This is a genomic window from Lewinella sp. JB7, from assembly GCF_024297185.1.
Taxonomy (GTDB): domain Bacteria; phylum Bacteroidota; class Bacteroidia; order Chitinophagales; family Saprospiraceae; genus Neolewinella.
Genome location: NZ_JANCTD010000004.1, coordinates 320,387 through 345,869, shown reverse-complemented (window position 1 = coordinate 345,869; position 25,483 = coordinate 320,387). Strand labels below are relative to the sequence as shown.

The following is a 25,483-nucleotide window of genomic DNA, read 5'->3' as shown; positions in this document are numbered from 1 at the left end:
GAAGTAAGCATGTGGTATGCACGGGGGGGCTACCCTTCGTCCAGGTCGATGAGCTGATCCTTGCCCTTGACGAGCTTGCTCTGGTGGTCGGCGACAACGGACCGAATGCGCTCGAGAATTTCGGGGTGGGCCTCCGCGATGTCGTGACGCTCGGACGGGTCCATGCTCAAGTTGTAGAGTAGGGGGGTATCGTGGACCGTACGTTCTTCCCCGCCGTAGGCCCCCTGTGTGATGAAGTGGGCTTTGTAGTCACCTACCCGAATGGCGTAGAGCTCGTCCCCCCGGTAGTAGTAGACCGTATTACGCGGACTGGTGCCATCGCCGAAGAGGACGGGGGCTAGGTCCACCCCGTCCATGGGTCGGTCGTCCGGTTCCGCGACCCCGACCAGGGCGCTGAAGGTAGTGAACAGATCCATCGTCGTTCCCAGATCGGTGACCACCCCGGGCCGGATCCGGCCGGGACCCCAGAAGATGCAGGGCTCCCGCATGCCGCCCTCCCAGGTGGTGCCCTTGCCGTTGCGCAGGAGTCCGGCACTGCCGCCCTGAATACCGAAGGGCAACCAGGGGCCGTTGTCGGAGGTAAAGACGATCACCGTATTCTCGGCGAGCCCCTCTTCCTCCAGAAGTGCCCGGATTCGGCCGATCCCGGCGTCGATCTCTTCTACCACGTCGCCGTAAAGTCCCCGCTCACTGGTGCCCGTGAACTCCTCGGAGGCAAACAGCGGGATGTGGGGTAGGTTATGCGCCAGGTAGATGAAGAAGGGTTCGTCGTCGTCCCGTTCGCGGATGAAGTCCATCGCCTCCTCGGTGTACCTCCGGGTGATGGTGTGCTGGTCGGCGGGGCGCTCCACGATCTCGGTGTTGCGCATGAGCGGCACGTTGTAGCTCTTCGTGTCCGCGCCGTCGCGGGAGGTGAAGAAGTTCCAGTACCCCCCGGCCGCTTCCAGGTCGGCGACGATGTCCATGTCGTTGGAGTACGGAATGCCGAAGTAGTAATCAAAGCCGTTATTGGTGGGCAGGTAGGGCTCCTTGTGCCCCAGGTGCCACTTCCCGATGCAGGCGGTAGCGTAGCCGGCGGATTTGAGTTGGTCGGCGATCGTGACCTCCGCTTCGGGCAGACCGTACCTGGAGTTCGGGTAGAGCACCCGACGCCGCGGGCTCACCATGCCGCTTCGCACCGGCAGGCGACCGGTCATCAGGGCGGCCCTGCTCGGGGTGCACACGCTGGCCCCCACGTAGAAATTGGTCCACTTCTGTCCCTCCGTAGCCATGCGATCGAGGTGGGGCGTGCGGATGGTCGGATGGCCGTACACGCCCAAATCCCCGTAGCCCAGGTCGTCGGCGAAGATGACGATGATATTGGGCGGCCGCTGATCGGGTTCCCCGGCCTGGCCGTGCAGACTCAGGGAGAGCAGCAGAAGGGTGGCGAACAGGCCGGTGGGGAGGGGAGAGAAGAGGAGGTGCTGCATTTAATAGCCGGTATTTTGGGTAAGTAAATTGTTGGCGTCCATTTCCACCTGGGGAAGGGGGAACAGGACCCGGAAATCCTCCGCGATGTGCCCCCGTGCGCGGGCGCCGGAGATGAAGCGGTCGTGGCGGAGCTGATCCTCCCGCTGCTTCGATTCGAACCAGAATTCCCATTCCCGCTCGCGGAGAATGGCGTCGCGGAAGGAGGACTGATCGTAATCGGCCAACTGGAGCGGGTCGGCACCGGCCCGCTCGCGGACCATATTCACGAGATCGACGGCTTCCTGGCTGGGGCCGTTGAGCTCGTTCAGGGCCTCGGCGCGGCTGATGAGGATGTCCGCGTAGCGTACCACGGGCAGGTCGTTTCCGGCGTTGAAACCTACGGAATTCGGATCGAATTCGTACTTGTAGGGAAAGGATTTGTCGGCACCGAGCCCGGGCACTACTTGTCCGGAGGCCGTGCTGGTGTATTCGGTGACGATAAGATCCTGGCGGGTATCGTTGTCGGCGAAGGAGTTGACGAAGTCATCGTAGAGGTAAGTCCGCGCGGCGAAGACCCCGTTATTGGGGTAGGGGCGGGGGTAGTCGGGGGGGAAGAGTAGGGCGTTCACGCCCTGGCTGGTACTGCTGGATACGGCGGATTTAGGAAGGGCCCAGACCATCTCCTCGTTGCCTTCGTTCGCGACGGCGAACACGTTGGCGTAATCGTCCACGAGGCCGTAGTCGCCCGTATCCATCACGCGCTTGGCCATATCGGCGGCCTGCTGCCACTGCCGGGTGTTGAGGTAGAACTTGGTCAGTACGCCCATGGCTGCTCCGCGGGTGGCTTTTCCGTAGGCCAGGGGTTCTGCGGGCAGACCGTCGATCGCCTGCAGGAGTTCCGCTTCGATAAAGCTGCGCATCTCGGCGTCGCTGGCGCGGGCCTGCAACGGGTCGTCGGTGGAGGAGGTGTAGAGGGGGACGGGGCCGAACAGATTATACAGTTCGCCGTAGTTCCACCCCCGGAGGAAGTGGACTTCGGCCGCGGTGCGCCGGCGGAAGTCGGCGCTGAAGGCTTCGTTGTCGAGGTTGTCCAGGACGAGGTTAGCGTCGCGGATACCGTTGTAGTAGACCGTCCACATCGCCAGGATATGGTCGTGGTTGGCATCCCAGGTAAAGTTGATAAGGCTGGTCCAGAGGGACTCGATCGACCCGCCCTGTCCGTAGATCTCTCCGGCGGTCATGCCCTGCAGGTAGAAGGGCGCCCAGGATTCCTGGAAACCGGAGCGGTGACTGTAGGCGTAGGCCGAGTTCAGCACCGCTTCGATCCCGCTTTCGGAGGTGAAGAGGGTGGAAGGCGCCAGCTCGCTGAAAATCTCTTCCTCGAGGGGTCCCTCGCAGGAAACGAAACCGAGCAGGCATACGGCAAGGAGGTAGTGGTTGATGGCTTTCATGATATGTTATTTTGATTCCGGTTTCAGAAGCTTGCGTTCAGTCCTACGATGTACGTACGTGCCAGGGGGTAGCTGCTGTAGTCTACCCGCACGTTGCTGCGACCGAAGGAGTTCGCTTCGGGGTCGAAGCCGATGTAGTCGGTGATGGTGAAAAGGTTCTGCCCGGTGGCGTATAGCCGCAGGCTGCTGAGGAAGCCCTGTCCGCTCAGGGGGACCGTATAGCTCAGTTGTACGTTCTTCAGGCGGAAGTAGGAGGCATCCTGCAGTACCAGGCTATTCACCTTACCCGCGCCGTAGGCGTTGGGGTCCACGCCGGAGGGCCAGCGGGCGTCGGTGTTCTGGGGCGTCCAGCGATCGAGGGACTGCTCGGCCAGGCGGTTGCGGCGGAAGTTGGCGGGGTAAAGGCTCTCGATGACGTTGATGTTGAGCAAGTCGGCTCCCTGCTGCCCCTGGAAGAAAATGTCGAGTTGCCAGTTGCGGAAGGAGAAGGAGTTAGAAACCCCGTAGGTGAAATCCGGGAACGGACTGCCGATGATGGTCTGGTCGGCCGGCGTGATGGCCCCGTCGTTGTTCCGGTCCTCGAAGATGGGAAAGCCGGGCTGGGCGTTCGGCTGGGCCGATTCGGCGATGTTGTCACCTTCCTGGAAGATCCCCTGTACGACGTAGCCGTAGTAGGACGCCAGGGGCTCACCGACCTGAATGACGGCGGTATTGCCCACCGCCTGGATGCTGCCGGTGACGATGGAGGAGGCCCGGCCCAGGTCCAGGACCTTGTTCCGAATGGCCGAGAAATTGACCGAGGACTTCCATTTGAATCCCGGCGTCGACACGTTGACGGAGTTGGCCAAAAACTCGAAGCCCTGGTTGCGGACTTCCCCGACGTTGGTCAGTACCGACCGGAAGCCGGACGACCGCGGCAGGGGCAGGTTGAAGAGCAGGTCCTTGGTGTTCTTCAGGAAGTAGTCGACCGAGCCGTAGATGCGACCGTTCAGGATGCTGGCGTCGATCCCTACGTTGAACTGCTCGGTGGTTTCCCAGCGCAGGTCGGGGTTCGCGATCCGTTGCGGGGTCACGCTGCCCTGGACGTTGCCGTTAAAGACGACGCCCGGACCGGTACCGAACGTAAGCTGGGAGGCGTAGTTGCCGATCTCCTGGTTGCCGGTCTGTCCCCAGCTCGCCCGGAGCTTGAGTTCCTCAAATACGGCGGGCACGAAGGGTTCGCCCGACAGTTTATAGCCGAAGGCGAAGGAGGGAAAATAGCCGTACTTCTGGTTCGCCCCGAAGCGGGAGGAGCCGTCCGCCCGGATGGAAGCCGTGAAGAGGAACTTGTCGAACAGATTGTAATTCGCCCGGGCCAGGTAGGAAAGAAGGGTGTTTTCTTCCCGGCCACTCACCAGAGCATCGGTATTCGTATCGCCGAGACTCAGGTTGCCGGTGCCGATCTCGTCGGTCGGGAAACCGCTGATGCTGCCGCCGAAGAGCTTATTCTGGAACCACTGGTAAGTCACTCCTCCCAGCAGCGTGAAGACGTGGTTTTCGTTGAGGGAAGTATTGTAATTCATCGTGTACTCCAGCAGGGTACTGGATCGCTCCAGCATGGAAATGTTGGCGATGCCTCCCGACGGGCCGCCGTAGAAGGTGGCGCGGGTATTGTAGATGTCGCGGCGCGTCGACTGTCGGTCGGTTCCGAAGTTCAGCTTGGCGATCAGGTTGGGCAGGGCTTCCACGGACACGAATGCATTGCCCAGCGTGCGGTTGGTCTGTCCTCCGCTGTTCACGCCGCGAATCAGGGCGACGGGGTTGTTGACGGTCAGGTTAGTCGACTGGTTGTAGCTTCCGTCGGCGGCGAAAATGGGCTCGGTGGGGTCGTACAGCAGGGAGGAGTAAATGGGGCCGGCGTTTTCGTTGGTTTGGATGCCGTCGATGTTATTATTGTCCTCGACCAGGCTGGTGTTGATGTTGATGCCGACGTTCACCCGGTCGCTGAGTTCGGATTCGACGTTGATGCGGCCGATGTACTTCTCGATGCCGGAGTTTTCGACCACCCCCTGCTGGTTGAAGTAGTTGACGGAGGCGTATATCGACGTGCTGCCGGCCCGGCCGCTGAGGGAAAGGTTGTGGTCCGTAACCGGAGCGTTGCGGTACACCTCATCCTGCCAGTTCGTACCCGCCCCGATGGCCGATATGTCGGCGGCACTGAAGACCGGCTCCTGGCCGCGGGCCGCCGAAAGGTCATTCATCAGCGTGATGTATTCCTGGGTGGAGAGGATGTCGAGTTCCTTCGCGACGGTTTGCAGCCCGGCGTACGCGTTGTAGTTAACCGAAAGCTGTTCGCCCGCCCCCTTCTTCGTGGTTACGATGATGACGCCGTTCGCGCCCCGCGAACCGTAGATCGCGGTGGCAGAGGCGTCCTTCAGAATTTCAATCGAAGCGATGTCATTGGGGTTAAGGGAGTTGAGGGGGTTACGGGGGCTCTCATTCGCGCCGATGCCGCCCGCCCCGCCGGAGGAAAGGTTGGGGCTATTGTCGATGGGGAATCCGTCGATCACGTAGAGGGGTTCGTTGCCCGCATTGATGGAACTGGCTCCACGGACCCGGATGGAAAGTCCGCCGCCGGGCTCGGCACTGCTCTGGTTGATCTGTACGCCCGCGGCCCGCCCCTGCATCATCTGATCCACGGAGGCGTTCGCGCCGGGGTTGAGGTCTTCCGCCTTGAGGGACGATACGGCCCCCGTCAGGTCGCTCTTCTTTACCGTACCGTAACCGACGACGACGACTTCGTCCATCGCGATGCCCTCCGCCAGAACGACGTTCAGGTTTCCCGATGCCGGTACTTCCTGTGTTGAGTAGCCGGTATAGGTGAAGATCAGGGTACTGGTTTCGGGCACTTCGTCGAGCGTGAAGTCACCGTTGTAGTCCGTAACGGTGCCGCGCTGGGTTCCCTTCACCATGATGGTAGCTCCGATGAGGGGCTCTCCGTCGGCGCCGGAAACGTTACCCGTGACCGTCTGGGCCAGGGCGGTGGCCGTGCCCAGAAGCAGGCAGGCGAGTATGCTGAATAGTGATTTCATGATCGAATGTTGAATAGTTAATGACCTAGTGAAGGCGGGAAAAACGGTGCGGTGCCTAAAATCCGAGTTGGGAGAGCAGGGTGCGGGCCGGCGCGTCGATCGCGTCGAAGATGTAGGGAACCTTCTCCACCCCGGCTTCGTGGTCGGCGACCAGCTTGCGCAGCCGGCTTACGACCTCCCGATTCCGGGCACTCACTTCGTACTGTTCGGAGGGGTCGTGCTCCAGGTTGTAGAGTTGGGGCCGGGTGTACAAGGTGACGTCGCTGTAGGATTCCACCGACCGCAGGTGCATCTTCCAGGGGCCGGAGCGTACCGCGTACAGTTGGTTTAGGTGGTAGTAAAAGAGGGTTTCGGTCGCCTCCTCCTGCTCCCCCTTCCACACCGGCAGGAGATCGTTGCCGTCGATTGTCCGGTCCGTAGGTACCTGACCCCCGCCGAGCTTGATCAGGGTGGTGTAGAGGTCCATCGTGGTGCCCAGCGACTGGATGATCTGGTTTTCGGGGATCGTGCCCGGCCACTGCACGACCGCCGGTACCCGCATGCCGCCTTCCCAGCAGCTGCCCTTGCCGCCGCGGAGGAGCCCGGCCGACCCGCCCTCTTCGTGCTGGGTGGTCCAGGGACCGTTATCGCTAGTGAAAATGACCAGGGTGTTTTCTTCCAGACCGTGTTCCCGCAGCCGGTCGAGTACCTTCCCGACGCTCCAGTCGAGCTCCTCCACTACGTCGCCGTAGAGGCCGCGGCGGGTGCTGCCCTCGAAGGATTCGCTGGCGTACAGGGGCACGTGAGGAAAGTTGGGGGCGTAGTACAGGAAGAAGGGCTCGTCCCGGTGCTCATCGATGTAAGTCAGCACCTTGTCGGTGTAATCAATGGTGAGCTGGCTCTGGTCGACGTCCTCGTCAACCACTTTCTCCCCCTCCAGCATGGGCAGCGTAGTGTAGAGCTGCTTGAGTGGTCCTTCGGAGTCCGAATTCGACCGCATATCGTTGGAGTACGGGATGCCGTAGTAAGAGTCGAAGCCGTGGCGGGTGGGCAGGTATTCGGGCAGGTGACCCAGGTGCCACTTGCCCACCATGCCGGTGGCGTAGCCGGCATCGCGCAGGGCTTCGGGCAGGGTGATTTCTTCCTGCGGGAGCCCGCCCGTGGAGAAGGGAAAGAGGACGCCGAGCTTCTCGCCCACCATGCCGCTCCGGATCGGTAAGCGCCCGGTCAGGAGGGCGGCCCGACTCGGTGAGCACACGTTGGCGCCGACGTAGAAGCTGGTCAGTTTGGCACCCCGGCGGCCCATTTCGTCCAGATGAGGGGTGCGAATGGTCGGGTGACCGAAGGTACTCAGGTCACCGTATCCCAGATCGTCCGTAAAGATGAGTACGATGTTCGGGGGGCGGTCCTGGGCATTCATTGCGCAGGAGAGCAGAAGGAAGTAGGTGATTTGGCGTAATATTCGCATGACCATATTTTGTTCCAAATCTCGGTCAACATGCCTCCTAGTGCCTTCTACATTTTCGTCAATTACGTTGAAAAATCGGTCAGGGAGCCGCCTTGTCCCGCCGGCGTGCCTGAAATTCGGTCGGCGTCATCTGGTACAGTCGTTTGAAGCAGGTGGAGAAGTACTTCGGATCGGAAAAGCCCACCCGGTACCCGATCTCGGAGATGTTCAGGTCCGTGCGCTGCAGCAGATCGAGGGAGCGCTTCAACCGGATGGTGCGGATGAATTCATTCCCGCTGAGGTCCGTCAGGCTCTTCAACTTGCGGTAAAAGGTGGAGGATGACATGCCCAGCTCCTCGGAAATATTCGCTACCTCCAGCGTGCCGTCGTCCAGCCGTTGGTCGATGTAGGCAATAACGTGGTCAATGAAAGCCTGATCGGCCTGGTTGAGGGCAAGGTCATCGGTCGCCGGGAGGGTGGAGTGGAGAAAGGATTGTTTCAGACGCTTCCTGGAACGGAGCAGATTTTCCACCCGGGCCCGCAGCAAGTTCGTCGGAAAGGGTTTGGTGACGTAAGCATCCGCTCCCGTACGCAGTCCCTCGATTTCGTGGTCGGTGGAGTTCAGGGCGGTCAGCAGTATGATCGGGATGTGGCCGAGGAGGAAGTCGGCCCTGGCCCGGGCGCAAAACGCATAGCCGTCCATGCCGGGCATCATTACGTCGCAGATGATCAGATCGGGCATAGCCGTACGGGCGAGCTCCAGGGCCCGTTCGGCCGATTCCACGGTCAGCACTTCGTGGCGGTCGGAAAACATCTCCTCGATCAGCTCCCGCACGTCGGGTTCGTCGTCTACGACGAGCAGTTTGCCCTCCGCCGCTTCCGGACTGACCCGCTCCGGCTCCGGCGGGGGGAGCAGACCGGGCGAGGCACTACTCACCCGCTGTTCCGGGGCGTCCTCCTGCATCAGTTCCAGATCAGCTTTCGGAAGACTGAGGGTGAAGGTCGTACCCTCGTGCAACGTGGACTCGACCTCGATCGTGCCCCGGTGCAGAACGGTCAGTTGCTTGACCATGTGGAGCCCCAATCCCGATCCCACCCGACTATCGCCGCGCTGCTCCTGGAAGAAGGTGGTGAACACCCGGTCGAGATTTTCCGGTCGGATGCCGCGGCCCGTATCCGTAACCCGCAGGTGAAAATGGGTTGGGTGGGAAATATCGTCCGGTTCCGTAACGCTGACGCTGACGCACCCCGCGTCGGTAAATTTCACGGCATTGGCTACCAGGTTCGTCAGGATCTTTTCCATCACGTCCCGGTCGAAGAGTACGTAGGGGTACTTTTCCATGTTCGTCTCGAAGTTGAGCTCGATACCCTTCTCTTCCGCCATACTCAGGAAGCCGTACAGGATCTCCTCGGCGAAGGTCACGATGTTGCCCTTTTTTGCGAATACTTTCATGTCCGATTGCTCTATTTTTCTGAAGTCCAGAATCTGATTCACCCGGTGCAAAAGTTTGTGGGTGTTGCGATGAATGAGCCGCAGCAGGCGTCCTTCTCCACCACCCCGGTGGCGGCTGATGATCTCCTCCAGCGGGCCGATGATCAGCGTAAGCGGGGTGCGCAACTCGTGGGTGATCTGGGTGAAGAAATCGATCTTGAAATTGTACAATTCCTCCATCTTCTCCCGCTCGAAGCGCTGCATGACCACCTCCTGCCGCAACCGCCGGCGATGGCGGCGGTACAGGTAGAACTGGCGGACCAGGAAAAAAAGGACGATGGCGTAACCCAGATACGCCCACCCGCTCAGCCAGGGTTTCGGGGGCAGGTGCAGAGCCAGGGTAGCGGCCCGCGGTGCGAACTCTCCCTCCGCCCCCCGGTATTTCACTTCGAAGGTGTAATCTCCGGCCGGCAGGTCGCGGTAGGTCGCGTAGTTCCGGTTGCCTACCTGGTTCCACTCCTCCTCGTAGGGCCGCAGCCGGTAGGCGTAGTTGAGTCGCGACGGGTTGTGGTAGTCCAGCGCGGTATACTCGAAGGTGATGAGGCTCTGGTACCCCGGCAGGCGCACGCCGTCGATGTAGGGCAGGTCTCCCGGCACCCGGAAGCCCGCTACTTCCGATTTCACCGCCGAGCGGTTCAGCAGCAGAAAATCCGTCAGGTGAATCCGGGCGTCGGGTGGGGGCGCGGCGAGCAGCTTGGCCGGTTCAAAGGCGTACATCCCGCTATTCCCCCCTACCACGATTTCCCCCCGGGGCGTAGCGATCAGGCCGTTGCGGTTGAAATAGGTGGGCTCGAAGCCCTCGTTATGGTCGAGAATGTTAGCCACCTCCCACTCTTCGGTGACGCGAATGAGTCCCAGATTCGAGGCCAGCCAGTAACCCCGCGCGGGATCTTCGCAGATGGACATGACCGTAAGGTGCCTGGTCGGAGGCAGGCCGCGTAGTCGCTCGAACTCCGTCAGTTCCGCGTTGTAGCGAATCTGGCCCTGGTGGTCCGAGCACACGATCAGACGGTTCCGTGCGTCGAGGTAGAGCGCGGTCACGGCGGCTAGCGGAGGGTGATCGGCGGGAAATACGTGCCGACGGAAACTGCGATCCCGTTTGGAAAATACGTACAACGCCCCGGCACGGGAGGAGAGATATGCCACGCTATCGTTCTGGACGAGGGAGGTGACGGCGCTCTCCGTATTCGGCAGCGGGTAGGTGTCCAGGCTCCCGTCGTCGAGATCGTAGATCTGCAGACCGTCCAGATTAGAAAGGTAGATCTGGCGGCCGTCCTGCAGAATGGTGCTGACCAGACTTCCGGGCCGCAGTTTTCTGCCCCGGTTGGCGTGGTGAAAGTACTTCCAGCGGCCCGTGGCAAGGTGGTAATCGTAAAAGCCGGTGAGGGTCCCGATCAGGAGGTGATCTTCCTCCTCGGTCAGCAGCAGGCTCAGGATGTAATTGTTTTCCTTGCGGGCGCCCAGGTTGAGGGAGTCGGAATTGGTGGGCGTCAACTTCCGGAAGCGGTCCGCGCCGCGGTCGTAAAAGAGCAAACCCTCCTCGCCGGCCCCGACCCACAGATCGTTGTTGGCGGTCGGGGCGAAGGAGGTGATGTAGTTGCTGTTGATGCCGCTGTTTTCCCCCTTCGGAAAGTAAAGGTTGTAACTCACCTGCTGCTGGTAGAAGTACTCCATCCCACTGGTGAAGGTGCCGATCCAGATGCCCCCGTTGCGGTCGGCGTAGATCCCGGAGAGCGAGTTGGTCGCGAAGTTGCTCTCCGGACGGTCGCCGTACTGGATCACCTCCACGCTCCCCGTCGTGGGGTCGAGGATGTTCAGTCCGTTGCGGCCGGTAGCGACCCAGATCCGCCCCTCCCGGTCCTCGATGACGCCGTTGATGAAGCGGGAACTGAGGTTCTCCACCACCGTCCAGTGGCGGCTGCCGGGGTCGTAGTACCGCAGACCGTTGCCCCGATCGCTCACCCAGATGCGTTGGGCCGAGTCAAAGTAGATCGTGGACACAAATTCAACTACCCCCGGTTCGCGGATAAAATAGTCGGCCAAAGGATTGCTCATGCGCCCCGCCGCCGCATCGTACCGCCGCAGCCCCACGTTGGTATTGATCCATACCCGGTCGTCGGCATCCACGTGCAGCGCGGTCATCGCATCCATTCCGGGTTCGGAAGACAGGCCGGTAAGCCTCAGTTCCCGGACCACCTTCAGCCGTTCGTCCAGTTGCAGCAACACCCGTTCCGTAATGATGAATACCCGTCCACTACCGTCGCCCGCGATCGCCCTGATGGATTCTTCTCCCAGTACCGGATGCGCGAAACGTTGGAAGCGGGAAGTTCGCCGGTCGTATACGTTGAGTCCCGCCAGCGTTCCCACCCATAGGCGGTCCCGCTCGTCCTCGTACAGCGCCGTTATCTGGTCGTTGGCGAGACGGGTGCTGTCCGTAGCGTCCGCGAAGTAAACGGTGAACTGGCGGCCGTCGTAGCGGTTGAGGCCCAGGTCCGTTCCGAACCACATGAAGCCGCTCCGATCCTGGAGCATACACGTCACCCGGGGGTAGGACAGCCCCTCCCGGACCGAGATATTTCTGAAGTGGATCTGCTTGCTGAACTGAGCGTTCAACGGGGGGGTGAAGGCGCACCAGGCCAGCAAGAGGAGCCACGCGACCGAACCGCGAATGTGTAGCATGGGAAGACGTATCCGGGAGCAGACCCGGGTAGGGAAGATACGAATTCGGGCGGGGCCGCGGGAGCAACGCAACTACCGAGAGCAACAGGATCGGGTGATTTCCCGCCGACCGACCAGCTACCGGAGAGCAATTTTTCGCCGATCGGGCTATTGCATGTTGTCACGTTCTTCCCTATTTTACATGCACCCCCCCTTCGATACTAGACGGTAGCCTGGAACCCATTTCCCCCCCCTGTACCGAAGCCATCCCTCCCGGATGGCTTGGAGCGGTATGTTCTTCTCACCCATACTCTACTACCATGGCTAGGAAAATTATGAAGTTCGTCGCCTTTTTGGTGACAGGTATCCTGCTGATCGCGGGTGCGGTCGTCCTGTACGTCAAAACGGCTCTGCCCGACGTGGGTCCGCCGCCGGAGATTACCCTCGATCGTAGCCCCGCCAACGTGGAGCGGGGCAAATACCTGGCCAATCACGTGATGGCGTGTACGGATTGCCACTCCCAGCGCGACTGGACGCAGTACTCCGCTCCCGTCATACCGCACAGCGTCGGTATGGGTGGGGAGGTGTTCAGTCACGAGATCGGCCTTCCCGGGCGCTACGTGGCCAGCAACCTCACCCCCGCCAACCTGGGCAGCTGGACGGACGGAGAGATCTTCCGCGCCGTTACTTCCGGAGTAGGGGAGGGGGGGCGGGCCCTCTTTCCCATCATGCCCTACATGTCATTCGGCAAGCTGGATCGGGAGGATATTCTCTCCATCATTGCCTACCTCCGTTCCCTGGAGCCCATTGAGCACGTCACCGAGCCGTCCCGTTCCGACTTTCCGATGAACCTGATCGTAAACACCATCCCGACCGAACCGCAGTTCAGCACCCGCCCCCACCCGTCGGATCAGGTCGCTTACGGAGAGTACCTGGTCACGGCGGCGAGTTGCATCGATTGTCACACCCGCCAGGAGGGCGGTGAATTCGTGGGCAAACCGTTTTCCGGGGGCTTCAAATTCCCCCTGCCCAACAACACCACCGTCGTTTCGGCCAACATAACTCCCCACGAAACCGGCATCGGCAGCTGGACGGCGGATCAGTTTGTAGCGCGCTTTAAGCAGTACCAGGATACCGGCTACGTGTCGCCCGTCATCGCGGACGGTGACCCCCAGACCGTCATGCCCTGGGTCATGTTCTCCGGTATGCGGGAAGAAGATCTGCGGGCCATCTACGCTTACCTGCGCACCCTAGAGCCGGTGGAATCGCGGATTACGAATTTCGGCGCGCCTTCTTCCCTGCCGCGGAATCCGGTGGTACGGCAGGAGGGGCGGTAAATCTCTCACCGGGGCAGGTATCGTTGTCGTCGTCCTAGGTTTCCAGTATTGAATTCATTCGGCGAGGACTGCCGGGTTCGGCGTTGAAGGCAGGTAACGCGACGCTATCAACCCGCGAACCCGTTAACCGATACTTTTCATCACGCGTGCCGGGATGCCCGCTACCACCGTATTGGGGGGTACATCCTTCGTGACGACCGCCCCCGCCGCCACGACCGCGTTCTCACCTACGGTCACGCCGGGGAGCACGGTCGCGCCGGCCCCGATCCAGGCGTTCCGTTTAATCAGAACGGCAGCGGGCAGCAGCGTTTTGCGGTCGGCGGCGGAGACGGGGTGATCTTCGGAGGTGATGTTGACCCGCGGGCCGATCATGACGTCGTCTTCGATGGTGATGCCCCCCAGGTCGAGAAAGCTGCAGGCATGGTTGATGAATACCCGCCTGCCGATGCGGAGGTGGCCGCCGAAGTTTGTGTGAAAAGGCGTAAAGAGGGTGGTGTACTCATCGATGGTTTGTCCGGTCATCTCGCTGAGGCAAGCGCGGATAGCTGCCGGGTCGACACACTGGTTAAGGCGTACCAAAAGCTCCCGCGTGCGTATCACGGCCGCCCCGATGCGTTCGTATTCCGGATCGTCCATGGGAATGGGTACACCGGATCGCAGTCGGGTAAAAATGTCACTAGGGTCAGGCTGCTGCTGGGGTCGGGGCATCGGAAAAGTAGTTCAGTTACCGCCACAAAGTTACGGGCCGGGGCTCCCCTACGCTATTACAGTTGTTCCGGATACTCTACCTTGTAAATTGGTTAACCAATATCCGGTTGGCCGTCACCGCCGGCGAAACCACCGGCCGTGGACCACAGATAGCTAACATAAAACGAGCATCATGCACCAATTTAACCGAATGACGTACGCCTTAATCCTCACCGTTCTGACCATCCTGGCCACCGGCTGCAATGCGGATCCCCAAACAAGCCCGGCGGATACCCCTCCGGAGGACGGGGTAAGATATCCGAGCGACGTACTGTCTTCCCCCGACCAGTGGAGCATTATGCTCGGCAACGGGGAAGTGATCCGCGATCTGACGGACTTTGCTCACCCCGAATACTTCTATACGGCCCACGATAGTACGGACTGGGTCGTCTTCAAAACGCCGAACGGCGGCGTGACCTCCCCCAACTCCCACAATACGCGGACCGAATTGGGACAGAAAGAACGGTGGACGCCCGATGTCGGTGGTAAACTGCGCGGTACCGTCAAAGTGATGCACGTTTCCACCGCCGGAGATGCGCGGGTGGCCGCATCGCACTCGGTCGTCGTAGGGCAAATCCACAGCGATGACGGACACGAGAACGAACCCCTCAAGATCTTCTATAAAAAGTTTCCGGGACACGACCGCGGCTCCGTCTTCTGGAATTACGAGATCAATACGGAGGGGGACAACGATAAGCGGTGGGATTACTCCACGGCCGTCTGGGGCTACGATATGTCGACCCTCGGCAGCGGCCCGGACAGCTATCCGGCCGAACCGGAGGACGGCGTCGCCCTGGGAGAGGAATTCCGGTACGAGATCAACGTCCACGAAGGGGTGATGTACCTCACCTTCGAACGGGAGGGGTACCCGGCCAAGACCTTCACCAAGAGTCTTCTTGAATCGGACTTCGCCAACAAGGAGGACATGCCCGAACAGATCGTATCGCTCTACGCCGGCATCGGTCGCGACGGCACCGAACGCCCCACGGCTTACGCGGGGGAGCGGCAGTTCTTCAAGCAGGGCGCCTACAACCAAACCAACGGCCGCGACCCCGCGACGAATATGGTCTGGAGTACCGGCGCGGCTACCTACGACGGCGACGTAGCGGAACAGTACGCCAACGGCAGCTACACCGAAGTATGGTTCCGGGAATCCTCCATCGGACCGGGCACCGCGCCGACGCGCTGAGCAAGGGTACGACGGTACCGGGCGACCGACTAACTTACGGGACCCAACAACCCGCCTTCCAGATGTCGTACCCCCGAATGCTGATCCTTATAAGTGTACTGCTGACCGCAGGCGTCCTACCGGCCCAGTCCCCCCAGCCGGACCTGGAACGCCGGATGTGGCCCGCCCAGTGGATCACGGTACCGGAGACCGATCCGGAGGCCTACGGGGTCTATCTGTTCCGCAAGGAAATCGAGGTGGCCGGGGTGCCGGACAGCTTTCCGATGCTGATCACGGCCGATAACCAGTACGAGCTCTTCGTCAATGGCTCCTTCGTCAACCGGGGCGCCGCGAAGGGCGACCTCGATCACTGGAACTACGACCGGCTGGACCTGGCCCCCTTCCTCATCGCCGGCACGAATAGCCTTGCCGTACGGGTATGGAACGCGGGCGACTTCCGCCAGGAAGCGCAAATTTCCTACGGGACGGGACTGATCGTTCAGGCTGCATCACCGATTTCCGCCCCGATCAACACCGGGGATAGCTGGGTATGCCGCCAGGACCGCAGCTATCGCCCGGTGCCCGTGAGCGTCTACGGACCCCGGCCCGGTATGATCGGTATGTACGGCTATTACGTGGCGGGGCCCGGCGACCGTGTCGACATGGCCCAACGCATTGACCGCTGGGAAACGATCGACTTCGACGACTCGGAGTGGCAACCCGCCCGGGCCGTTTCCCCCGGCGTTCCGCGCAACACGGTCGGCATGGACGCCCGTCAACCCTGGCGGCTGGTGCCTTCCCCGATCCCTCCGATGCAACGAACGCCGGAACGCTTCGCGGCCGTCCGCCGGGCGGCGGGTGTGACCGTTCCCGACGACTTTCTGGCGGGGACCGATCCACTGACGATTCCGGCCGGTACGACGGCAACACTGCTACTCGATCAATCCTACCTCACCAACGCCTTCCCCACGATCACCCTGGGCGGGGGCGCGGGAGCAAGCGTAGTCCTCACCTACGCCGAAGCCCTCTACGAGGATGATCTGCGGACCAAGAATAATCGTAATGAAGTAGAAGGCAAGACCATACTGGGCCGCCAGGACAGTATATTCACCGACGGCACGGCCGGGCAAACCTTTACCCCGCTTTCCTACCGCACGTACCGCTACGTACAAGTGGAGATCACGACCGCGGAGGACCCCCTGACCATCGCGGATATTTCGGCGGTAGCCGTAGGTTTCCCCTTTGAGCGTAGAGCTAAGCTGAGCAGTCCACTCCCGGAAATGGACACCCTCCTCGACATCGGCTGGCGCACCGCCCGCATGTGCGCGATGGATACGTACATGGACTGCCCCTACTGGGAGCAGCTGCAGTACATCGGCGATACGCGTATTCAGGCGCTGGTCTCCCTCTACGAAACCGGCGACGACCGGCTGGTCAAGAACGCCCTCAACCTCATGCACTTCTCCCGCCAACCGGAGGGCATCACCACGAGCCGGTACCCCACCAACATCAAGCAGATCATCGGGCCATTCTCGCTCTGGTACATCGGTATGCTCCGCGACTACATGTGGTACGGCACCGACCGGGCCTTTATTCAGGATAAGCTCTTCGGAGTGCGGCAGATCCTCGACTATTTCGGCAATTTTCAGGATGCGAATGGATCATTGCGCGACCTGCCCAACTGGTCCTTCACCGACTGGGTGGAGGGCTGGCCGCGCGGTATCGCCCCGCTGGACGATGACGGTCACTCCGCCGTCCTCGACCTGCAGTTACTACTGGCCTTTGAGCACGCCACCCAACTGGAGGCGGAACTCGGCATGACAGTGTTCGCCCAACAGTACCGGGAGCAAGCGGAGCGGCTGGCAACTACCATCCGCGATCAGTACTGGGACGCCGGTCGCGGACTCTTCGCCGATACAAAAGCTCACGACCACTATTCTCAGCACGCCAACAGCCTGGCCATCCTCGCTGGAATTGTCCCGGAGAAAGATCGGGCCGCCCTGGCGAACCGTATGCTGGACGACGAGGATCTGGCCCCCGCCTCCATATACTTTCGGTATTACCTGCACCGGGCCCTGGCGGAAGCGGGAATGGGCAACGACTACCTCGACTGGCTCGACGTCTGGCGCACCAACCTTGAGTTGGGATTGACTACCTGGGCCGAGGATTCCGACGTAGCGGGTGCCCGCTCGGATTGTCATGCCTGGGGATCGAGTCCCAATATCGAATTTTACCGCACGGTACTGGGCATCGACAGCTCCGCCCCCCATTTTCGCAGCGTGCGGATCGAGCCCCACCTCGGCAACATCCGTCGGATCAGCGGGGAAATACCTCATCCGGCGGGTAGCATTTCGGCGGACTACGACCTCGACGCGGGGACCGCCCGTATACATCTGCCCGCGGATGTATACGGACTCTTCGTATGGCGGGGAAAGACCACGCCGCTCACCGGAGGAGCCAACCGGCTGGACCTGAAGTGACGGCTATTTCGGGAATTGCACGGCTCCCGCGCGCCGCCGCCCGGCCGGAAATTGCGCGAAAAATATATTTTAAGATTTTCTTCACCAAGTCGGTGACCGCGTGTTTACAACATAGTCTATTCCGTAAACTAAGTATCGGCACCTACCCCGCACCATTCTGGAGGGGGGTAACCGACGGCTGGTTAGACGCGATAGTTTATTTCACTTATTCACTGTATTCCCATGAAATACGTTTTGCTCGCAGGCATGCTTAGCCTGACCTTTGCTTGTGACAATAGCGCCACCCCCGACGAAACCACCGTCACCGACCAGGACCTGACTCCCGGAAGTGAAGTGGCAACCGAGCCGAACACCGCGGATGCCGCGCTGACCGAAGAAGGGGAGAATGACTTTACCAGCCACTTCGATGCTGCCGTAGCCACCTTCGACCAATCCCACTACGCCGAGGCGGCCGACCATCTGCAGATGGCCACCGCCGCACTGGAAAGTGAGCAGGTAGAACTGGAGGGTGAAGCGCAGGAAAGCCTGAAAGCCGTGATCGAGGAAATCGAGAACCTGACCGACCGCGTGCGCGCCGGCGAGGTAAGCGATCGCTCGGAGATCACCACGCTCATTCAGCGTGCGCAGGAGGCGGTCTATCCCACGGAGGAATAGTTCCCCATCCATCAGATTAATGACGCAGGTCCGTATCCGTACGGGCCTGCGTTTTTTTTGTCCCTTCCGTGTAGGCCGAATAGGGTCGGCTTGTTTTCCGGGGCGGCGCCCCGAAGGCTTTGCGGCAATAGTTGGAATATTCAGAAAGATCGGCTACCTTACAATTGGTTAACCAATTTATGGTTGACCAATTGTTGTGCCCCCGGGCAGGAAGTTTAAATGTCGATCGCATGAATTATTACTTACTGAGCTGCGCCATTGCGCTGTTATTTTTTTCCTGTGGTGGTGATCCCTCCGCAGAATCCATTACCGTCACCGATGTACGGGAACTGAACGAGGCCATCGATCGCAGCGGACCGGGCGCCGAGATCGTGCTCGCTAACGGCGTCTGGCGGGACGCGCGGATAAATTTCTACGGAAAGGGAACGGAGGAAGCCCCCATCACCCTGCGCGCCGAGACGCCGGGCGAAGTCTACCTGGAGGGACAGTCCTATCTACACCTGGGGGGAGAGCATCTGGTGGTCAGCGGACTACACTTTCGCAACGGCTACACGCCCGAGGGGGGCGTGATCCAGTACCGCATCGGGCGCGACAGTACAGCCTTCCACACCCGGGTCACCGACTGCGTGATCGACGGCTTTACCCAGCCCAACCGCTACGACAGCGATACCTGGATCGAATTTTACGGTAAGCATAACCAGCTCGACCACTGCTACATCGCCGGCAAGTCGAACGACGGCGCCACGCTGATGGTCTACCACGCCGGCAACGAGCACACCGACAACCACCACCAGATCGTGAACAATTACTTCGGTCCGCGCCCCCGCAAGGGTGGACCCCGGGGGGAGACGATCCGCCTGGGCGGCAGCGAAACCTCCATGACCCCCGGCCGGGTGAACGTGTCGAACAACTACTTCGAGGCCTGCAACGGGGAGGTGGAGATCATTTCCGACAAGACGAACTTCAACCTCTTCACCCACAACATCTTCGACAAATGCGAGGGCTCGCTGGTCATGCGGCACGCCAATTACACGACGGTCGACGGGAACATCTTTATCGGCGGGGACGATTCCGATTTCTACGGTGGCGTCCGGGTAGTGAACACCGGTCACTGGATCACCAACAACTACTTCTACAAGATCCGGGGGGAACAGTTCCGCAGTCCCCTGGCGATTATGAACGGCATCCCCAAAAGCTCCCTGAACCGCTACAAGCAGGTCACCGACGTGGTGGTAGCCCACAACACCTGGATCGACAGCCGCTCGCCCTGGCAGATCGGTGTCGGACAGAACATGGCCAGCGCCGACGTCCTCCCGGAAAGCGAGATCCGCTCGGCCCCACCCATCCGGACCACCATCGCCAATAACCTGGTCTACAATACCGAAGTGGACACGCTGCCGGTATTCAATCACGATGACATTACGGGCGTCCGCTTTGAGCATAACCTGATCGACAACCACGGCAGTGCCTACACGGAATACGAGGGCATCCGCAGCGCCACCATTGAGATGAAGCAGATTAACGACTGGTTGCTCGTGCCGGCGGACGGCCAGGACGAGCTGCTGAACCAGGTGTACGCCGGCTACGACTTCGACCGGATCAAGACCGACCTGTTCGGCAATCCCCGGAATGAGGTTAATCGGGTCGGGGCCATTAGTGACCTGGCGGCCGCCGCCGACTTCCGCGTCGACAAAAGCCAGTACGGCCCGTCGTGGTTCTCCACCGAAAAAGCGGTCGTCGAACCTACCGTACATCAGGCAGGCCCCGCGGCCGGCGAACTGGCAAACCTGATCGGACAGGCCGCCGCCGGGGACGTCATCGAACTCAGCGCGGGCACCTACGCACTGGACGCCTCCCTGAAGATCGACAAGCGGATCACCCTACGCGCCGCCGGTGGGGGAGACGTGCGCCTCGAGTACGCCGGCCCGGACGGCACCCCGGCCCTCCGGATGCATCCCGGAGGCGATATCCGGCTGGAAAACTTACACCTGAGCGGCGGGGCCAATCAGTTGGCCTTCGCCCCCCTGGACGAAGGGATGGCTTCGGCCTACAAGCTCTCGGTGAACAACTGCGAAATCGAGGATTTCGGCCACGTCCTGCTGGCTTCCCGGGGCTCCTTCGCCGACTCCCTCCACTTCACCAACACGACGATCCGCAACTGCGCGAACGGCTTCGTGCTCGCCGCGGACGAGAAGGGTGACTACAACGCCGAGATGGTAACCTTCGAGGGCTGCATCTTCGACGGGGTCAGAAGCAGCGTGATCGATTTTTACCGGGGCGGCTACGACGAGTCGACTATAGGCGGACAACTGACCCTGACCGACAACAACTTTACCGGCTGCGGCGCGGGGGAGAAGAGCGGCGTGCTGATCCGTACGCGCGGCATCATCAACGTGCACCTGGTGGGCAATACCTTCCGCGACAACCCGGTAGAACTCGTGGCACTCCTGTGGGGGGAGAAGAACAACCACCACCGCGACAACACGGTGATCCGCTCCGGGCGCATCGAGGTGGAGGAGCAACAGGAACTCGAACTGCTTTACTGATCGCCCGTCAAACCGACCGCTCCGGCGGTCCCCAACTTTAACTCACCGTAAGAAGCGTACCACCATGAAACACGAAAACGGACCGGGCGACGGCCATCCGACCACCAAAAAGAGTGCAGGACAAAAGCTGCTGGCCTTCCTGCTGGCCTTCGGGCCCGGCATCTTCGCCATCGGCTACACCATCGGTACGGGCAGCGTCACCTCCATGATCGTGGCGGGCAATTCCTTCGGGATGGACCTGCTGTGGGTGCTGTTTTTCAGCTGCATCTTCACGGGCGTGCTGATCTACGTATCCGGCAGCTACTACCTGTTTACCGGCGAAACCGCCCTGTACGCCGTGCGCAAACACCTGCCCTGGGGCAAGGCCCTGGCGATCGCCATCATCGTCGCCGTGGGGATCGGGCAGTGGAACTCGCTCATCGGGATCCTGGGCATCACCTCCAACGTCATTTTCGAGATCCTGGTGATCAACTTTCCCGGACTGGCGGACCAGAAATACTGGGTGGTACTCGGGCTGGCCGTGCTGGTCATCGGTATTTTCTACCTTCTGCTGATCAAGGGCAGCTACTCCCTCTTTGAGAAAGTACTCGCCCTGTTCGTCAGTCTGATGGGACTGTCGTTCATCTTTACACTACTCTTCGTGTTTCCCCTGCCGTCGGATATCGTGCGGGGACTGATCCCCAAAATACCCCAGGTGGAGGGGGCGGGGATTCTCATCGCGGCCTTCGTAGGGACCACCATGGCCGCGGCCACCTTCCTTTCGCGGCCGCTGTTCATCCAGGGTAAGGGGTGGACCATGGCCGATTTCCGGACCCAGAAGAACGACTCTATCATTGCGGCCCTGCTGATCTTCACCATCAGCGGGTCAATCATGGCCGTGGCGAGCGGCAGTCTGTACGGGCAGGGGAAAGAAATCACCCACGTACTCGATATGTCAGGGGCGCTGGAGCCGTCGGTCGGGAAGTTCGCCGTCAGCATCTTCTTCGCCGGGACGCTGAGCGCCGGTCTTTCCTCGATCTTTCCCTGTCTGATGATCGTACCCCTGATGCTCGGCGATTACAATTCCGGGCAGCTGGACGTGAATTCTAGTCGCTTCAAACTGATTACGGGGGTAGCCAGCATTCTGGCACTAAGCGTACCGGTATTCGGCTTCAACCCCATTCAGGGACAGATCTTTACCCAGGTATTCAACGTCTTCGCCCTGCCGCTGGTGGTCTTTTGCTTCCTCTTTCTGTGGAACCGAAAGAACGCGGGCCTACCGACCAATCGCCTGATCACCAACATCGTAATGGTGGGAGCATTCGTGTTTTCCCTCATCATCCTCTGGAACGGGCTGTCGGACATCTTTGGCTGAACCGGAATGTGAGCCGCCCGTCCGCCTACTTCGAAGCCTGTCCTTTCGCCAACTGCAACTGCACGGCTACGATGATCATCGGCATTCCACTGTCCACCGAAGGGTGGGAGAGGACCAGGTAAAGATCGTCGGAAGCAGACGGATCGGCGTCCGCCGGCAGCTTCACCGGGATGTGCAGGACCGGCGGCGCGGCGGCGAGGTTCATATCCTCGGAGGGGGGCAGGAAGTCGGACTTCCCGATCAGCGGACCGTCGGCGCTGCCGAGGTGCAGTTCGACCACGCCGCCCACGGCGTTCACCATCGGTTTGGGGGCCATGGCGACCACGTTCACGGCCTGCACGCCCGCCAGGCTGACGTCACTGAGGGTCACGTAGGAACCGGGGCCGTCGGGCAGCAGCATATTCTGGCCGCCGTAGGTCAGCTTACGCACTTTCTCGTAACTGTCGAAGCCGAAGACATCGAGCTGGGCGTTGCGGAGTACCACTGTTTGTTCCGTCGTCAGGCCGGGCAGGCCGCTGGCCCCCTGGTCGCGGTAGGCGGCCCGCAGGATGTACACGCCCTTGCCGGCGTCGCCTTCGGGCAACTGGATGGCGTAGTCACCGCTCAGGGGTAGTCCGGGGCCGGTGTCCTTGTTCTGGGCCATGATGTAGCGGACCATGCTGGCGGCATCCTCCGCGGCCAGTTCGGGGTGGGCGGACATCACGTGCTCGCCCCAGTTGCCCGTTCCGCCGGAGATGATCTTACCCGCCAGCATTTCGTGGGCCCCGGCGTCGCCGGTATAGCGTTCGGCGATGTCCTGGTAGCTCGGTCCGATGGATTCCCCGGCCACTTTGTGGCAGGCCATACAGTCATTTTCGCCGATCAGGACCTCGCCGCGGGTGGTGAGCGCCCCGTCGTCGGCCGAGCGATGGCCCTGGGCGATGGCGACCTTGTCGTAGCCCTCCGGCAGGTAATCCACGGTAAAGGCGACCCGGTCGGCCGAGATCCCGTTTTCGAGGGTGCCGTCTTCGGCGTCGCGCACGTTCACGGCGTAGCGGATGGGGCGACCGGGCGTGTAGAAGGAGCGGCTGCCCCGAAGGTCGAGCTCCACTACGGGAGGCTCGTTTCCGACGGTCAGGTCGGTAGACTGGGTCGTCACTCCACCGTTGCCGTCATCGACGGTGAGCACGGTACGGTAGATGCCGGGTTCCGAGAGCGTGACCTCCACGTCGGTGCCCGCAAAGGATTCGTCGTAGCCGTTGTCGGAAGAGATCTTCCACTGGTAGTCGAGTTCATCCCCGTCGGCGTCTTCCGTACCGTCGGCGGAGAGGCTCACGGTCAGGGGAGCGGCACCGCCCATGGTACTGGCGAGAAGTTGGGCTTCCGGCACCCGGTTGCCGCCGTTGTACTCGATGCGCACGAGGCGGGCGTCGTCGTTCTGGGTGAACCAGCCCGAGCCGTACTCGAGCATGTAGAGGTCTCCGTTGTCGGCAAAGACCATGTCCATCGGATTGCTGAAGCTGAAGCTGGGCATGAAGCGTTCCATGGATTTATAGTCGCCATTTTCATCGAGGGTCACGGCCATGACCCAGCCGCGCATCCACTCGTAGGTGAGCAACTTGCCGTTGTAGTAGTCGGGAAAGGCGCGCTCGGCACTGGAGAAATCGTCGCTGTAGAAGACCGGTCCGGCCATGGCGTTGCGCCCGCCGCTGCCCACGAGCGGGAACTCCGCGGAGGGGCCGTAGGGGTACCAGATCAGGGCTTCCTTCGCCGGGGGCAGTTGTTCCAGTCCGGTGTTGTTGGGGGATGTATTAGTGGGTGCGTTGACGTCCCACAGTTCGCCGGATCGGCCGGCGGCAAAGTCGTACTTGTGGTAAGCCTTATTGTTGCCGACAAAGTGGGGCCAACCGAAGTTGCCCGGCTCCCGCGCTTGTCCGACCTCATCGTGTCCGGCGGGGCCGCGGGTGCTGTCCGGGTCAGAGGCGTCGGGGCCTACTTCCCCCCAGTATACGTAGCCGGTGCGTTGGTCCACCGAGATGCGGAAGGGATTCCGGTGGCCCATGGTGTAGATCTCTGGCCGCGTCTTTTCGGTGCCCTCGGGGAACAGGTTCCCGGCGGGAATGGTGTAGGAGCCATCGTCTTCGGGGTGAATGCGGATGATCTTGCCGCGCAAGTCGTTGGTGTTGGCGGAAGACTTCTGGGCGTCCCAGGGTCCGCGCCCGGGTCGTTCGTCGCTGGGGCTGAAGCCGTTGGAGGCGTGGGGGTTGGTGTTGTCGCCGGTGGAGAGGTAGAGGTTGCCGTCGGCGTCCCAGGCGATGGAGCCCCCGGTGTGGCAGCACTCCTGCCGCTGCACGGGTACGTCGAGCATGATCTTTTCGGAGTCCAGGAGCAGCTCGTCGCCGCTCATGGTGAAGCGCGACAGGCGGTTGACGGAGGGCTCCACCGGGGAATAGAAGAGGTAGATCCACTGGTTATCGGCGAAGTCGGGGTCTTTGTTGAGGCCGAGCATGCCGTCTTCGGCCGTGCCCCCGCCCTCGTACTTGGTGCTGACGGGGAGGGTAGCGATGGTTTTGAGTTCCTCCGTCTGGGTATTGTACAGCCGGACTTCTCCCTTGCGCTGGATGAAGAGGATGCGGTGATCGTCGAGCAGGGTCATCTCCATGGGCTCATCGAGCTTGTCGGCCAGGACGACCTTGGCGAAGCGATTTTCCTCGGGGCGTGATTTACCGTAGTCGAGGGGTTCGGGATTGCTGCCCCCGCTGGCGTAGTCGATGCCGGCCCAGAGGTGCTGCAGGAAGGTGGAGTCGGTGTAGGCCTCGTTCGTATGGCCCAGGGCGGTGTAGAAGGAGCGGCCGCCGTCAAATTCCTGGTACCAGGCCATGGGGTGATAGTCGGGGTTCTCACCACCGATGTAGCTGCTGTCGTCGAGTTCCAGTACGGCGTTGATGCGCGGAGATATGTTGCGGAAACTGTAGAATTCATCGGTGCGGCGGAAGGTGTCGGGGAACATCGACGTAGCCCACATATCCTTTTCCAGGACCGTAAACTTGCCCTCCTGCACGTTGCTCGGCGTACTGGGGTGCATGAGGAAGTAGGCACCGGCGAGCTGTCCGTACCAGGGCCAGTCGTATTCGGTATCGGTGGCGGAGTGCACGCCTACGTAGCCGCCGCCCGCCTGGATGTAGCGCTCGAAGGCCACCTGCTGCTCGGCGTTCAGCACGTCGCCGGTGGTGTTCAGAAAGACGACCGCCCGGTAGGTTTGCAGCGTATCCTCGTTGAAGCGTTCGGCATCTTCGGTGAGCGTGACGGCGTATCCGTGCTCGGCGGCCATGCGCCCTACGGCGGCCTGTCCCGCGCCGATGGACTCGTGGCGGAAGCCGTCGGTCTTACTGAAAACGAGCAGGCGGGCCGGGCCGGTCGCGGTTTCCGAATCATCGCCGCAGGCCGGCAGGGCAAACAGCAGCAGGAAGAGGACGGACAGGAGAGCGGAGGACACGGAAATTTTCATGGACGATCGACTTAAGGGTACCAAAGATAGGCAAAACGAAATTATTGTCTATAAATAAGACAATAGCTCAGCGGGCCGGCAGGAATGGAACACGGGGCGTTTGCTGCGGACTCATTTCCCGCCGGTACTATATTTAACCCTATACCAATGTACTATGAGACAA

At 61.2% G+C, this 25,483-nt stretch carries 13 protein-coding genes; 6 read left to right on the top strand and 7 right to left on the bottom strand.

Annotated features, from left to right (window positions below):
- Nucleotides 1-29 precede the first annotated feature (29 nt).
- The 5 genes from NMA52_RS09600 to NMA52_RS09580 all read right to left on the bottom strand — a co-directional run bounded on the left by NMA52_RS09600 (nt 30) and on the right by NMA52_RS09580 (nt 11,568).
- Nucleotides 30-1,469 carry a sulfatase gene (locus NMA52_RS09600; RefSeq protein ID WP_254827445.1) on the bottom strand — a complete coding sequence of 480 codons (1,440 nt, stop codon included), beginning with the start codon at nt 1,467-1,469 and terminating at the stop codon, nt 30-32.
- A complete protein-coding gene (locus NMA52_RS09595) occupies nt 1,470-2,900 on the bottom strand; it encodes a RagB/SusD family nutrient uptake outer membrane protein (protein ID WP_254827444.1) in 1,431 nt (476 codons plus the stop codon).
- 23 nt (nt 2,901-2,923) lie between these two features.
- Nucleotides 2,924-5,971, bottom strand: coding sequence for a TonB-dependent receptor (locus NMA52_RS09590; protein ID WP_254827443.1), 3,048 nt, complete (start codon nt 5,969-5,971; stop codon nt 2,924-2,926).
- Nucleotides 5,972-6,026: 55 nt separating this feature from the next.
- Entirely contained in the window at nt 6,027-7,418 is a 1,392-nt protein-coding gene (locus NMA52_RS09585; RefSeq protein WP_254827442.1) for a sulfatase, read from the bottom strand.
- Nucleotides 7,419-7,497: 79 nt separating this feature from the next.
- Nucleotides 7,498-11,568 (bottom strand): hybrid sensor histidine kinase/response regulator transcription factor, encoded by a 4,071-nt coding sequence (locus NMA52_RS09580; protein ID WP_254827441.1) that lies wholly within the window; start codon nt 11,566-11,568, stop codon nt 7,498-7,500.
- A 299-nt stretch (nt 11,569-11,867) separates the two neighbouring features.
- On the opposite strand from NMA52_RS09580, the gene NMA52_RS09575 reads away from it, so the two are divergent.
- Nucleotides 11,868-12,884 carry a c-type cytochrome gene (locus NMA52_RS09575; protein WP_254827440.1) on the top strand — a complete coding sequence of 339 codons (1,017 nt, stop codon included), beginning with the start codon at nt 11,868-11,870 and terminating at the stop codon, nt 12,882-12,884.
- 123 nt (nt 12,885-13,007) lie between these two features.
- Here the strand turns inward: NMA52_RS09575 and NMA52_RS18990 are convergent, their stop codons facing one another.
- Nucleotides 13,008-13,520, bottom strand: a complete 513-nt coding sequence (locus tag NMA52_RS18990) for a DapH/DapD/GlmU-related protein (protein ID WP_305884744.1) — start codon at nt 13,518-13,520, stop codon at nt 13,008-13,010.
- 262 nt (nt 13,521-13,782) lie between these two features.
- Here NMA52_RS18990 and NMA52_RS09565 point away from each other — a divergent pair, with 262 nt between their 5' ends.
- The 5 genes from NMA52_RS09565 to NMA52_RS09545 all read left to right on the top strand — a co-directional run bounded on the left by NMA52_RS09565 (nt 13,783) and on the right by NMA52_RS09545 (nt 21,833).
- Nucleotides 13,783-14,820 carry a polysaccharide lyase family 7 protein gene (locus NMA52_RS09565; protein ID WP_254827439.1) on the top strand — a complete coding sequence of 346 codons (1,038 nt, stop codon included), beginning with the start codon at nt 13,783-13,785 and terminating at the stop codon, nt 14,818-14,820.
- Between the two features lie 77 nt (nt 14,821-14,897).
- Entirely contained in the window at nt 14,898-17,279 is a 2,382-nt protein-coding gene (locus tag NMA52_RS09560) for a family 78 glycoside hydrolase catalytic domain (protein WP_254827438.1), read from the top strand.
- Between the two features lie 222 nt (nt 17,280-17,501).
- Nucleotides 17,502-17,933, top strand: a complete 432-nt coding sequence (locus NMA52_RS09555) for a hypothetical protein (RefSeq protein ID WP_254827437.1) — start codon at nt 17,502-17,504, stop codon at nt 17,931-17,933.
- A gap of 230 nt (nt 17,934-18,163) precedes the next feature.
- Complete coding sequence (locus NMA52_RS09550) at nt 18,164-20,479, top strand: chondroitinase-B domain-containing protein (protein WP_254827436.1); 2,316 nt, start codon at nt 18,164-18,166, stop codon at nt 20,477-20,479.
- A 64-nt stretch (nt 20,480-20,543) separates the two neighbouring features.
- Nucleotides 20,544-21,833: an NRAMP family divalent metal transporter gene (locus tag NMA52_RS09545; protein ID WP_254827435.1), complete on the top strand. Its 1,290-nt coding sequence runs from the start codon at nt 20,544-20,546 to the stop codon at nt 21,831-21,833.
- A 25-nt stretch (nt 21,834-21,858) separates the two neighbouring features.
- On the opposite strand, the gene NMA52_RS09540 is transcribed toward NMA52_RS09545, so the two are convergent.
- On the bottom strand, nt 21,859-25,320 hold the full coding sequence (locus NMA52_RS09540; RefSeq protein ID WP_254827434.1) for a ThuA domain-containing protein: 3,462 nt from the start codon (nt 25,318-25,320) through the stop codon (nt 21,859-21,861).
- Nucleotides 25,321-25,483: the final 163 nt, after the last annotated feature.

What these genes read in the sequence shown, in the direction of transcription:
- NMA52_RS09600 (WP_254827445.1), bottom strand. Translation starts at nt 1,469, where the DNA reads ATGCAGCACCTCCTCTTCTCTCCCCTCCCCACCGGCCTGTTCGCCACC.
- NMA52_RS09595 (WP_254827444.1), bottom strand. Translation starts at nt 2,900, where the DNA reads ATGAAAGCCATCAACCACTACCTCCTTGCCGTATGCCTGCTCGGTTTC.
- NMA52_RS09590 (WP_254827443.1), bottom strand. Translation starts at nt 5,971, where the DNA reads ATGAAATCACTATTCAGCATACTCGCCTGCCTGCTTCTGGGCACGGCC.
- NMA52_RS09585 (WP_254827442.1), bottom strand. Translation starts at nt 7,418, where the DNA reads ATGCGAATATTACGCCAAATCACCTACTTCCTTCTGCTCTCCTGCGCA.
- NMA52_RS09580 (WP_254827441.1), bottom strand. Translation starts at nt 11,568, where the DNA reads ATGCTACACATTCGCGGTTCGGTCGCGTGGCTCCTCTTGCTGGCCTGG.
- NMA52_RS09575 (WP_254827440.1), top strand. Translation starts at nt 11,868, where the DNA reads ATGGCTAGGAAAATTATGAAGTTCGTCGCCTTTTTGGTGACAGGTATC.
- NMA52_RS18990 (WP_305884744.1), bottom strand. Translation starts at nt 13,520, where the DNA reads ATGGACGATCCGGAATACGAACGCATCGGGGCGGCCGTGATACGCACG.
- NMA52_RS09565 (WP_254827439.1), top strand. Translation starts at nt 13,783, where the DNA reads ATGACGTACGCCTTAATCCTCACCGTTCTGACCATCCTGGCCACCGGC.
- NMA52_RS09560 (WP_254827438.1), top strand. Translation starts at nt 14,898, where the DNA reads ATGCTGATCCTTATAAGTGTACTGCTGACCGCAGGCGTCCTACCGGCC.
- NMA52_RS09555 (WP_254827437.1), top strand. Translation starts at nt 17,502, where the DNA reads ATGAAATACGTTTTGCTCGCAGGCATGCTTAGCCTGACCTTTGCTTGT.
- NMA52_RS09550 (WP_254827436.1), top strand. Translation starts at nt 18,164, where the DNA reads ATGAATTATTACTTACTGAGCTGCGCCATTGCGCTGTTATTTTTTTCC.
- NMA52_RS09545 (WP_254827435.1), top strand. Translation starts at nt 20,544, where the DNA reads ATGAAACACGAAAACGGACCGGGCGACGGCCATCCGACCACCAAAAAG.
- NMA52_RS09540 (WP_254827434.1), bottom strand. Translation starts at nt 25,320, where the DNA reads ATGAAAATTTCCGTGTCCTCCGCTCTCCTGTCCGTCCTCTTCCTGCTG.